This is a genomic window from Aeromonas sp. S41-2, assembly GCF_027705845.1.
GTDB classification, from domain to species: Bacteria; Pseudomonadota; Gammaproteobacteria; order Enterobacterales; family Aeromonadaceae; genus Aeromonas; species Aeromonas hydrophila.
The window spans coordinates 19,192-30,439 of the sequence record NZ_JAPDCG010000019.1 but is presented as its reverse complement, the minus strand read 5'-3'; the positions used below and the strand labels follow the sequence as shown (position 1 = coordinate 30,439).

At 59.8% G+C, this 11,248-nt stretch carries 9 protein-coding genes; 1 reads left to right on the top strand and 8 read right to left on the bottom strand.

What is annotated here, in order from left to right:
• Positions 1-73 precede the first annotated feature (73 nt).
• Both OKC44_RS21860 and OKC44_RS21855 read right to left on the bottom strand, forming a co-directional pair.
• Positions 74-1,450: a DEAD/DEAH box helicase gene (locus OKC44_RS21860; RefSeq protein WP_042889247.1), complete on the bottom strand. Its 1,377-nt coding sequence runs from the start codon at positions 1,448-1,450 to the stop codon at positions 74-76.
• Between the two features lie 2 nt (positions 1,451-1,452).
• Positions 1,453-2,019, bottom strand: a complete 567-nt coding sequence (locus tag OKC44_RS21855; protein WP_010635904.1) for a hypothetical protein — start codon at positions 2,017-2,019, stop codon at positions 1,453-1,455.
• A gap of 117 nt (positions 2,020-2,136) precedes the next feature.
• On the opposite strand from OKC44_RS21855, the gene OKC44_RS21850 reads away from it, so the two are divergent.
• Positions 2,137-2,343 (top strand): helix-turn-helix domain-containing protein, encoded by a 207-nt coding sequence (locus OKC44_RS21850; protein ID WP_010635903.1) that lies wholly within the window; start codon positions 2,137-2,139, stop codon positions 2,341-2,343.
• A 160-nt stretch (positions 2,344-2,503) separates the two neighbouring features.
• Here the strand turns inward: OKC44_RS21850 and OKC44_RS21845 are convergent, their stop codons facing one another.
• The 6 genes from OKC44_RS21845 to OKC44_RS21820 all read right to left on the bottom strand — a co-directional run bounded on the left by OKC44_RS21845 (position 2,504) and on the right by OKC44_RS21820 (position 11,239).
• Positions 2,504-3,241, bottom strand: a complete 738-nt coding sequence (locus tag OKC44_RS21845; protein ID WP_010635902.1) for a DinB/UmuC family translesion DNA polymerase — start codon at positions 3,239-3,241, stop codon at positions 2,504-2,506.
• A 346-nt stretch (positions 3,242-3,587) separates the two neighbouring features.
• Positions 3,588-3,770, bottom strand: coding sequence for a Y-family DNA polymerase (locus tag OKC44_RS21840; protein ID WP_442865726.1), 183 nt, complete (start codon positions 3,768-3,770; stop codon positions 3,588-3,590).
• Positions 3,771-4,199: 429 nt separating this feature from the next.
• A complete protein-coding gene (locus OKC44_RS21835) occupies positions 4,200-5,633 on the bottom strand; it encodes a multidrug efflux transporter outer membrane subunit TOprJ2 (protein ID WP_088903432.1) in 1,434 nt (477 codons plus the stop codon).
• 4 nt (positions 5,634-5,637) lie between these two features.
• Positions 5,638-8,772 (bottom strand): multidrug efflux RND transporter permease subunit TMexD, encoded by a 3,135-nt coding sequence (tmexD, locus tag OKC44_RS21830; protein WP_225159535.1) that lies wholly within the window; start codon positions 8,770-8,772, stop codon positions 5,638-5,640.
• A 15-nt stretch (positions 8,773-8,787) separates the two neighbouring features.
• Positions 8,788-9,951 (bottom strand): multidrug efflux RND transporter periplasmic adaptor subunit TMexC2, encoded by a 1,164-nt coding sequence (locus OKC44_RS21825; protein WP_088903431.1) that lies wholly within the window; start codon positions 9,949-9,951, stop codon positions 8,788-8,790.
• A gap of 313 nt (positions 9,952-10,264) precedes the next feature.
• Complete coding sequence (locus tag OKC44_RS21820) at positions 10,265-11,239, bottom strand: IS5 family transposase (RefSeq protein ID WP_088903445.1); 975 nt, start codon at positions 11,237-11,239, stop codon at positions 10,265-10,267.
• Positions 11,240-11,248: the final 9 nt, after the last annotated feature.

The window sequence follows — 11,248 nt, the reverse complement described above, 5'->3', positions numbered from 1 at the left end:
ATGGATACCGTGTCTCCTTTCCCGGGGAATGGCTATGGCACAGCGAAGGTGTAGCACTATTGGGATCAGTTATTTAGTAAGTCGCAAGGATCTGCTCGCGGAACTTGCCGAAAAGCTGGATAAACGGCGATTCGATGGTAGCCGTATTATCGTGAGTTTTGTGCAATGTAATTTGTTTATGAGTAAGCGGGTCCCAGACCAGCCGAGGAATGTCGCTAGGCGTGTTTGTGGCATGGCTGGGCCATGTTCGGTCTGATGAACCAATACCTATGTTGTGATATTCCTGTATGACGACTTGCTGCTCTGGTATCTCTTCAGAAATCCGCTCTGCGAACGCGATCAATTCAGGCACTGCAAATGTATATAGCCATCCTTCCTGGGGGCCAGTATTCGTCATTCGTAGCACTCGTCCGAGAACCTGCCGATAGTGCAGTTCAGTTCGAATCAGCGAAAGATGACAGCAGATCTGAAGACGTGGAATATCTGTGCCTTCACTTATCATCCCGACGCTAATAATCCAGGCCGCATCGCTTGAACGGAACTTTTCGATCTGTGCAGCCGCATCCGGTGTTTTATAGGTCACTAGAACCGCTTGCTGGTTCATCTCTGTTGCCAATATCTGGGTGATCAACGCAGCATGTTCAACCGACGCTGCGACCACCAGGCCTGCTGCATTGGGTACCTCTTCTCGCATTTTCCTGAGTCGTTGATTGGCAGTACTCAGCATGTGGCGAATCGCGACAGGATGCGAAATTAACTCCCCGTAGCGGATATCTTGTTGGTTAAATAGCTCTGCAAGGGATGAGTAGGATTTTGTCTCTGAGGAGAAGTAAACAGAGATCAGATCGTTATCAATCAGGACGATTTTAGGTCGTCGGCAGACCCTATCCTCGATTGCCTCTCTGAGGCCATACCGATAGTCGCATTGAATTCGGTTGTCTGGATCCGCATAACGGGCCAGTACAATCGGGGCTTGGTCTGAACGCCATGGCGTTCCTGTTAAGGCCAACGTATAAGTCGCTTGATCCTGAATATTGAGTAGGATTTCCTCTCCCCAGGCGTTTGCATTATCGGGTTCAGTGCCCGAACAGTGATGGATCTCATCAAAGATGACCATCACGTTGTGAGATGCAAACAGCTGCCAGAAATCCTCTTTGAAGAACAACAAGTTTTGGTAGGTGTAGCTACAGCCGGCAGCACCAATAATCCCATCAAAGCGTCGCTCCAGCACCCTACTCATGGATAAGCGCATCCCCTCAGCCACTGCTACGGAAGGAGAGAAACAAAGAATGAAGTCGATCTTGTCATCCACGAGCAAACGACGGCTTAGTTCCGCAGCCATTGTGGTTTTTCCCGCACCTGGCGTGGCTAAGCACAGAAAATGGCGATAGTTCTCATAGTGTATGAGGGCTTGCTCAACGCAAGTTGCCTGCCATTTGCGTAAATGCATCATCAGGCCCTTTGCGAATGCTGCATTATGACGGTTTGGATCGCCTTTAGTTGCCCTAATAGTTTGGAGCTCTTCTCTCTAGCCTCTCGGTAGTCCGCATCAAACAAGGACTGAATGGAAGGAAACTCCTTAGCAAGCCGTTGATATTCTTCGGTCTCTCCGATAGCGGTTAATAAATCAACTTGGTAATTATGGGCTTTGAGTTGCAGTTCCGATAAGACATGGCTGTTAGTCATGGCATTAGGGGACAACACACCATCCATTGGCTTTTCGTCACATGGCTCTTCTTGCCGGTTTTCGACGAACAGTGTTTCATGAAACTTCGGCGTTTTTCTGTACTTCACCGCGCCACCAGTATTTGGCACTTTCTCAACAAGATCATTGCGTTGCAGTCGCACTACTTGTCGGTAGACCTTCCGGTATGCATCCCTTCTTTCCGCGTCTCCCTCGGGAACACCCATAAATTTGATATAGGAATCCCTAAGCACTTTGACTGTGAAGTGATCAAGACTCTGCACTACGAGAATTTGATAGAACGGAGGCGAAAGAGTCTTTTTCTTTGGGGGCATCGTATAGTCTCGTTGTCGGGGTGAAAGAACATCATAGGCTTTAACGGTTGCGGATTATAATCCGTGGTTATGTTCGCGACAACTCTGGATAGTTCTCGTCTTTATGAGAGACGAGAAATGAAAGACTTAGCGATCAAATTCGGTGAACGCATTCGCCAGAAAAGAATACAAATCGGGATTTCGCAAGATAAGCTGGCTCTGCTGTCAGAGATTGACAGAAGCTATGTCGGTAGGATTGAGCGGGGTGAGGTCAACGTCACCCTGGAGAAGGCGTATCAGCTTGCGGAGGTTCTCAATTGCGACATTCGTGAGTTATTGCCCTAACCATCGATTTACTTCTGGTTATGAGTTTTGCTAGTGGCCAAACAATTGGGCCCAAAAGTCATATCTGGGAAATTGGCCATCAGTAAGTCACTGGAAACAGAGGCCGGTGGGCAGGATAGATCAGTAGTGGAAACACCTTCCTCTCAGGAAAACTCTTAAACTACCTAGCGACCGGTAGATCGTCCCACGAGGTGGTGTAGCGTGGGCCCAAGTGTTCGCGTTTCATCATCCACTCAGAGGCGTCTACACCTTTCGAGGCAAATCCTATATGGCCCAGGCCACTATGGTTGATGGCATCGATCACCGCCATTAGCCGGCGGTCGGGTGAGCCAGGATTGTCGAACAGATCTGCCTGGTAGTGGTCCCGCGGCGTGAACGAACCGAGAATGACGCCGCCTTTTTGATAGCGGAATCCGTCGCGCCAGATATGGGGCAGCAGTTGGGTTACATGATGCAGAAGTTCGCGAGTATCGTCGGTTGGTCGCGGCAGCTTGGCCGAAAGCTGATTGCCATAGTAGGGCTCGCCTTCGCTAAAGGGGCTGGTGCGAAAGAAGATGCTCACATGCTGGCAGCGCATCTTCTCGTGGCGTAGCTTCTCGGCGGCTCGCTCCATAAAGGCCGACAACGCTTGATGCATGCTGGCTTGCTCCATGATCCGTTCGCCGAACGAGCGACTGCTGACGATTTGCTGCTTGGCCGGGGTGTCTATTGTCAGTTCAGAGCAGGGAATGCCGCGCAGTTCCTGGACCACGCGCTCCACTACCACACCATAACGCTGGCGGATCTGTTTGGGAGGCACAGCCATCAGATCTGCCACGGTTGCCACGCCTTCGGCCTGCAGCCGTTTATTCAGGGCGCGTCCAATACCCCACACTTCATCGATTGGGGTGATGGCCATCAGCCGAGCTCGGCGTCCCTCATCGCGAATATCGACAACACCTCCTGTGGCCGGCCACTTTTTGGCGGCGTAGTTGCATATTCCGGTCGAAAATGAACACCTATTCCGGTTTAAAATGAACGCTGATTCCGGCTTGCGTGTACACCGATTCCGGACACCTCAGAGCACGTACTCTGATGTCAGATGAACCGTCCTGTTCCAACGTCCTGGATCCACAACTGCCGCGCTGCGCTTGGCTGCTGGCTTGTTCGGTGAGTCGAAAAGATGCCTCCCCTCAAAGCTCAGCTTCTGCTCGAAGAATCCCTGTCAGCATACTTTCCGGAAATGGTGTTCACAGATTCCGGAATCACTGTTCAACTTCACCAGAATACGCAGCGTAGTTCGCCAGTTTGGCCAGGGTCTTGGTTGGGCCAATGCCCACGCCGACGGTAAGACCCGTGTACCGCTGGATGCTGGCCCGGATCTGGTGCCCAAAATCAACAAAGTTACCGGCCCATAACGAGCCGAGCTCAATAAACGCCTCATCGATATAAAGGAAAGAAGAACAGCCATGGACATGACTTCAGCTCAGACATTCCGCTACTCAATCTCTGATGTCGGATGTCCATAGAAAGAACCTCTTTTCCAGGAAATTGGGGCTTGAAGTCCATACCTGCGCAATTGCACCCATTTGACCAGTCAATTGCATTGGTACTGACCACCGCGTGCATCCGACTTGGCCAGTGGGCAGCAGAGACGCAACAGGCAGAAACCGGCCAGAAGCAGTCAGTCAATCATGCGTTACAGTGATTTTTTGCAGCTCTTTATAGAGCCGTTAGCTGCTGCCACCAATAATCCATAGGCCTGCCAGTCGTCAGACAGTCTTATTCTCGATCAGACGATTGCCCCGTCGATGACCAGTAGCTCACCGGTGATGGAGCCAGAGTCCGGTCTTCGGATGCAGGACTCCTGGCTTTGCTCACTCAGCGCCGATCCCGGCCATCGGTTCAGTTTGGCCCCAGCCACCGCCCAGAGACCTGAACAGGTCAACCAGCGCAATCTGCCGTTCCGTGCTGATTTGAATTAGTGTGGTCTGGTTGCTAAAGGTGCTGCGCTGGGCGTCAAGATAACGCAGGTAGTCGTCCACGCCGCCCTCGTAACGCGCCTTAGCCAGGGCCATCGCAGCCTCGCTGGAACCGGCCAGAGCCTGGCGGGCAGCCTCCTCGCGGCGCAGGGTGTCGGTGGCGGCCAGGGCATCGGCCACTTCGCGGAAGGCGGTCTGGATGGTGCCTTCGTAGTCGGCCACCGCCGCGTCCTGGCGCACTTCGGCGAGGTCCAGGTTGGCGCGGTTGCGGCCACCGGCGAAGATCGGCAGCGACAGCGTCGGGGCAAAGCTCCAGGCCCGCGAGCCGCCATCGAACAATCCGGACAACTCGGCACTGGAGCTGCCCACCGAACCGGTCAGGCTGATCCGGGGAAAGAACGCGGCGCGAGCTGCACCGATATCGGCATTGCGCGCCTTGAGGCGGTGCTCGCTGGCGAGAATGTCCGGGCGCCGTTCGATCAGTTCCGAGCTGGTGCCGGGGGCGATGTCCTGCAGCACCATCAGGTCGTCGCGGGGCGTCGCGGGCAGCAGGCGAGCGGCATCTGGCGTGCCGAGCAACAGGACCAGGGCGTTGTCCGCCTGGCGTAACTGGCGTTCGGTGCTCTCGCGCTCGGCCCTAGCCTGTTCGGCAAGGCCGACCGCTTCCTGGTAATCCAGGGCGGTGGCGGCCCCCGCTGCACGGCGCTGGCTGACCAGCTCCAGCGAGGCCATGCGGCTGTCCAGGGTTTGTTCGACCAGGGCCATGCGGCGTAGCGCACCATCGCGGGTCAGGTAGGCCTGGATGACCTCGGCAACCAGGCTGATCTGCGTGGCACGGGTCGCCTCCTCGGTCGCCAGGTAGGTCTCCAGCGCGGCCTCGGAGAGGTTGCGCACGCGGCCGAACAGGTCGACTTCGTACTCCGCGAGGCCGAGGCCGACCTGATAGTTGCTGGTCACTTCCGAGCGCCCGGTCTGCGACAGATCGGCAGGCAGGCGCTGGCGGTTGCCGCTGGCATTGGCGTTGATCGAAGGCAGGCGATCAGCACGCTGGATGCGGTACTGGGCACGCGCAGCTTCGATATCCAGCAGCGCCTGGCGCAGGCTGCGGTTGTTGCTCAGCGCCGTATCCACCGCGCGGCGCAAGTCGGCATCGACGATGAAGGTCTGCCAGTCCAGCGCCTGGGCACGGGTGCCCTCCGCGTCGGCGGCTTGCCAGTGCGACGCGACCGGTGCCTGCGGGCGCTCGTAGGTCGGGGCCAGCGAACAACCCGCCAGGGCGGCGATGGCCAGGGGCAGCAGAGCGCGACGGAGCATGAAGTGAGAGGTCATCGCATTACTCCGCTTTATGCAGGGGATGGTTGTCGGTTTGCTGAGGTTTGGTGCGCAGCAGCGACAGCACCCAGACGAAGAAGATCGGCACGAAGATCACCCCGAGCATGGTCGCGCTGAGCATCCCGCCCAGCACCCCGGTGCCCAGTGCGCGCTGGCTCGCAGCGCCGGCGCCAGTGGCGATGGCCAGCGGCACCACGCCGAGCATGAACGCCATGGAGGTCATGATGATCGGGCGGAAACGCAGGCGCGCGGCTTCGACAGCAGCATCGCGCAGCGAGTAGCCGTCTTCCCACAGGTCCTTGGCGAACTCGACGATGAGAATGGCGTTCTTCGCCGCCAGGCCGATCACGGTGATCAGGCCGACCTTGAAGTACACGTCGTTGGGCAGGCCGATAGCAGTCACCGCCAGTACCGCGCCGAGTGCGCCGACCGGCACGATCAGCATCACCGTCAGCGGGATCGCCCAGCTCTCGTAGAGCGCCACCAGCAGCAGGAACACCACGGTGATGGCCAGGGCGAACAGCATCGTCGCCTGCCCGCTGGCGACCCGCTCCTGATACGACAGCCCGGTCCACTCGTAACCGATACCTTCGGGCAGCTCGGCAGCGATGCGCTCCAGTTCGAGCATCGCCTCGCCAGTGCTCACGCCGGGCGCGGCGTCACCGGCAATGCGGATCGACGGGTAACCGTTGTAACGCGCGACCTGCACCGGGCCTTCTTCCCAGCTCGTGGTGACGAAAGCACTCAGCGGTACCAGGCTGCCGCTGTCGTTGGGCACATGCAGGCGCAGGACGCTTTCCGGTGTCATGCGCTCGGCCTGTTCGGCCTGTACCACCACGCGCTGCTGGCGGCCGGCGTTGGCGAAGTCGTTGATCACCGACGAGCCGAACGCAGTGGACAGCGCGCTGCTGATCGCTTCGAAGCTGACTCCCAGCGTGCGCGCCTGCTCACGGTCGATCACCAGGCGCAGCTGCGGCGCCTCGGCCAGACCTTCCATCATGGCGTAGAGGAACTTCGGATTGCCGTTGACCTTGCCCAGCACTTCATCGCGCGCTGCCAACAGGGCATCGCGGCCAAGGCCGGCGCGGTCCTGCAGGCGCAGGGCGAAACCACCCGAGTTGCCCAGGCCTTCGACCGGCGGTGGCGGCACCGCCATGATCGCGCCGTCATCGAGGTTGGCGAAGTGCTGGTTGACCGCAGCCGACTCGGCTTCCGGCGACTGCGAAGAATCTCGCTCGGACCAGTCCTTGAGCAGCGGGAAGGCAATGGCCGCGTTCTCACCCATGCCGGAGAAGCTGAAGCCGAGGACCAGGAAGGACGTCTGCACGGCCTCGCGGGCCATCAGAAACTCTTCCAGCTCCTCACCCGTGGCCGAGGTGCGCTCACGGGTGGCGCCTGGCGGCAACTGGATGTCGACGATCATGTAGCCCTGGTCTTCCACCGGCACGAAGGATTCCGGCAGGCGCAGGTAGAAGAAACCCATCAGCACCACCACGCCCAGGTAGATGAACATCACCCGCCCGGCGCGCGGCACCAGCTTGCCGTTGAGTTTGGTGTAGCGGCCGGTCAGGGCGGTGAACTTGCGGTTGAACCAGCCGAAGAAACCGGTCTTCTCGTGATGGCCTTCGGGGATCGGTTTGAGCAGCGTGGCGCACAGCGCCGGGGTGAAGGTCAGCGCGAGGAAGCCCGAGAACAGGATCGACACCGCCAGCGACAGCGAGAACTGCTGGTAGATCACCCCCACCGAGCCGGCCATGAAGGCCAGCGGCAGGAACACCGCCGACAGCACCAGGGTGATACCGATGATCGCCCCGGACACCTGCCCCATCGCCTTGATGGTCGCCGGCACCGGCGCCAGGCCTTCCTCGGCCATGATCCGCTCGACGTTCTCCACCACCACGATGGCGTCGTCCACCAGGATGCCGATGGCCAGCACCATGCCGAACATGGTCATCATGTTCACCGAGAAGCCAAGCAGGTACATGAAGGTCAGCGTACCGAGCAGACACACCGGCACGACGATGGACGGGATCAGGGTGTAGCGCACGTTCTGCAGGAACAGGAACATCACCAGGAACACCAGCACCATGGCCTCGATGAGGGTCATGATGACCTTGTCGATCGCCACGTCGACGAAGCGCGAGGTGTCGTACGGCACGGAGAACTCGACGTTGTCCGGGAAGTTGGCCGACAGCTCGGTCAGACGCTGCTTGACCGCCTCGGCGGTCTGGATCGCGTTGGCACCGGGCGACAGCTGCACGGCGGCGGCAACGGCGGGCTTGCCGTCCTGGCGCGAGCCGAAGTTGTAGTCCTGGCTGCCGACCTCGATGCGCGCCACGTCGCCCAGGGTCAGGCGCGAGCCGTCCTGGTTGGCACGCAGCACGATGGCGGCGAATTCCTGCGGGTTGTCCAGGGTACCCTTGACCGCCAGGGTCGCCGTCAGCTCCTGCTCGCTGGAACCCGGCGTGCTGCCGAAGGCACCGGCCGGCACCTGCACGTTCTGCGCGCGGATGGCGTTGTTCACGTCATCGATGGATAGGCCGTAGCCGACCAGCTTCTGCGGATCGATCCACACGCGCATGGCCGCCTCGGAGGCGAAGAACTGCAGCTTGCCGACGCCGTTCACGCGACGGATTTCGTTGTTGATGTTGCGCGCGGCGTAATCGGCCAGCGCCGTGACGTTGGCGTCCTTGTCGCCATCGGTGTAGCTCAGCGCATAGATCAGCAGGAAGCCGGCGGTGGCCTGCTCGGTCTGGATGCCGAGCGTCAGCACGGCCTGCGGCATGCGTGCCTCGGCCTTCTTCAGACGGTTCTGCACGTCAACCTGGGCCAGTTCGGGGTCGGTCCCTGGCTGGAAGGTGACGGTGATCTCGGCGATGCCGTTGGCGTTGCTGGTGGACTCGAAGTACAGCAGGTTCTTGGCGCCGTTGAGTTCTTCCTCGATGACGCTGGTCACCGAGTCGGTGAGCTCCTGCGCCGAAGCGCCGGGATAGGTGGCGGTCACGGTGATCTGCGGCGGCGCCACGTTGGGGTACTGCGCCACCGGCAGGAACGGGATGGCCAGCAGGCCACCCAGCGAGATGAACAGGGCGACTACCCAGGCGAAATTGGGGCGCCGGATGAAAAACAGGGACATGAGAGGTTCTCCGGCTTACTGCACCTGGGACTGTGGAGCGGCTTCGGCGGCATCTTGCTCGCGGGGGATGACCTTGGCGCCCGGACGGATAGCCGCCAGCGAGCTGGTGATCACCTTGTCGCCGACCTGCAGGCCCTCGCTGATTTGCCAGCGCGAGCCCTGCATGGCACCGGTGGTGACCTGGCGCGCCTCGACGGTATCGCCCTCCCCCAGCAGCATCACGCTGGCCTGGCCGTCAGCCGAACGCTGCACGGCACGTTGCGGCACCAGGATGGCGTTCTGGTCGAGCCCTTGCGGTGTGCGCACACGCACGTACATACCCGGCAGCAGCACGCCCTCGGGGTTGTCGAACTGGCCTCGCAGGGCGATCTGCCCGGTGCTGCGATCCACCGAGATATCGGTGAACAGCAGCGTGCCCTTGCGCTCGATATCGGTACCGTCGACACGCAGCGACAGCGGCTGGTCGCTCGCACCGGCAACCTTGCCCTCGGCGATTGCCGCGCGCAGGCGCAGGGCATCGGCAGCAGGCTGGGTGAAGTCGGCGTACACCGGATCGAGTTGCTGGATACGTGCCAGCAGCGTGGCTTCGCCCTGGCCTACCAGAGCCCCTTCGGTGACCTGGGCGCGACCGATACGCCCGGCGATGGGGGCGCGAACCTCGGCATAACCCAGGTCCAGGCGGGCAGTTTCGACATTGGCCTGGGCCGAGCGCTTGTCGGCCTGGGCGCTCTGCAGAGCGGCCATGGCGTTGTCGAAATCCTGCTGGCTGACGGCGTCGATCTTCACCAGTGGTTCGTAACGGCGAACCATCGCCTGAGCCTGGAACAGCTGCGCCTCGGCGCGAGCCAGTTCACCTTCCGCCCGCGACAGGGCCGCCTTGAACGGCGCAGGGTCGATCTGGAACAGCACGTCACCGGCCTTCACGTCGGCCCCTTCCTCGAAGGTGCGCTTGAGCACGATCCCCGCCACCCGCGCGCGCACCTCGGCGACACGCACCGGCTCGATGCGCCCTGGTAGCTCGGCGAACACTGTGAAGGGCTCGGTCTTCACGCTGAGCACATCGACTTCACGCGCTGGCGCCTCTTCCCGTTGCTCTTCGGGCTTGTCGCAGCCAACCAGGGTCACGGCGATCAAATAGGAGATCACGGAAAAAGTGATCCATTCGCGGAATTTGTTCATATCTCACCCAAGCGCGAAGCCAGTACGTAGTCGAAGCCGCGCATGATCCACGCAAAAATCAAATAAGTCAATATTGACTCATTTGATTTTGGTGTGAACAAAGCTAGTATCCTCTTTGAGAAAAATGAGTGTTCTAGGCAAAATACCCGCATCTGCCCGCGATAGATAAAGAGTGACCGATGGATTTAAGGCAATGCTGAACAAGTAACGTCATATCCATCGCACAGCCATTTGAATGCCAAATGGCCCGCAAAGATACTGTGCTTTGCCCCACAGGGCCTGTTTCGGGAGCCTTTGAGCCCCTTTCGGACCCTTACGGGCGCACCTGTCCCTGCAGGCGCCCTCGGGCAAGGTAGATGTTGGCCAGCGCCAAGGCCGTGAACGCACGCGTGGCGTTCTTTTGCAGCCCGCGATAGCGCACCTTGGTGAATCCCCACAGGCGCTTTACCACCGCAAAGACATGCTCGACCCGAGCGCGCACCCGTGACTTGTTGCGGTTCTTGGCCCGCTGAACTTCGTCCACCTCGCCCGCACGGCGGGTGCGCTGGTTGGTGAAGTCCTTGGCCCTGGGGGCTTTGCTCGCTATCAGTGTTTTCTGGCTGGCATAGGCCGAGTCGCCGTACACGCGTCGCTCATTGCCATGCAGCAGATCGGGCAGTGGGTGTTTGTCGTGCACGTTGGCCGCCGTCACCACGGCGCTGTGCGCCAGCCCGCTTTGGCTGTCCACCCCAATGTGCAGCTTCATGCCGAAATACCATTGCTGGCCTTTGCGGGTCTGGTGCATGTCGGGGTCGCGCGCCTTGTCGGCGTTCTTGGTAGAACTGGGCGCGGCGATGATGGTGGCATCCACGATGGTGCCGGTATTGACCTTCAAGCCGCGCTCCTGCAATTGCTGGCCTACCTTGGCAAACAGGGCTTCGCCCAGTTTGTGCTCATGGAGCAGTTTGCGAAACTTCAGCAGCGTGGTGGCATCGGGCACCCGTTCACGACCCAGGTCAATGCCCGCAAAGCGGCGCAGACTGGCACTGTCATACAGAGCCTCCTCGCACGCCAGATCGGCCAGGTTGAACCAGTGCTGCAGGAAATGGATGCGCAGCATGCGCTCTAGGCCAATGGGCGGGCGGCCGTTGCCGGCCTTGGGGTAGTGCGGCTCTATCACCTGGCACAGGGCGGCCCAAGGCACTATTGTCTCCATGGTCCGCAAGAACTCTTCACGTCGGGTGGGCTTGCGCGACTGCTCGAATCCGTTGTTTTGATCTGCGGCCATTGCCAGGGTCTGCTGCTTCATCTGCGGATA

What these genes read in the sequence shown, in the direction of transcription:
- OKC44_RS21860 (WP_042889247.1), bottom strand. Translation starts at nt 1,450, where the DNA reads ATGCATTTACGCAAATGGCAGGCAACTTGCGTTGAGCAAGCCCTCATA.
- tmexD (WP_225159535.1), bottom strand. Translation starts at nt 8,772, where the DNA reads ATGTCCCTGTTTTTCATCCGGCGCCCCAATTTCGCCTGGGTAGTCGCC.
- OKC44_RS21835 (WP_088903432.1), bottom strand. Translation starts at nt 5,633, where the DNA reads ATGACCTCTCACTTCATGCTCCGTCGCGCTCTGCTGCCCCTGGCCATC.
- OKC44_RS21855 (WP_010635904.1), bottom strand. Translation starts at nt 2,019, where the DNA reads ATGCCCCCAAAGAAAAAGACTCTTTCGCCTCCGTTCTATCAAATTCTC.
- OKC44_RS21820 (WP_088903445.1), bottom strand. Translation starts at nt 11,239, where the DNA reads ATGAAGCAGCAGACCCTGGCAATGGCCGCAGATCAAAACAACGGATTC.
- OKC44_RS21850 (WP_010635903.1), top strand. Translation starts at nt 2,137, where the DNA reads ATGAAAGACTTAGCGATCAAATTCGGTGAACGCATTCGCCAGAAAAGA.
- OKC44_RS21845 (WP_010635902.1), bottom strand. Translation starts at nt 3,241, where the DNA reads ATGGCCATCACCCCAATCGATGAAGTGTGGGGTATTGGACGCGCCCTG.
- OKC44_RS21825 (WP_088903431.1), bottom strand. Translation starts at nt 9,951, where the DNA reads ATGAACAAATTCCGCGAATGGATCACTTTTTCCGTGATCTCCTATTTG.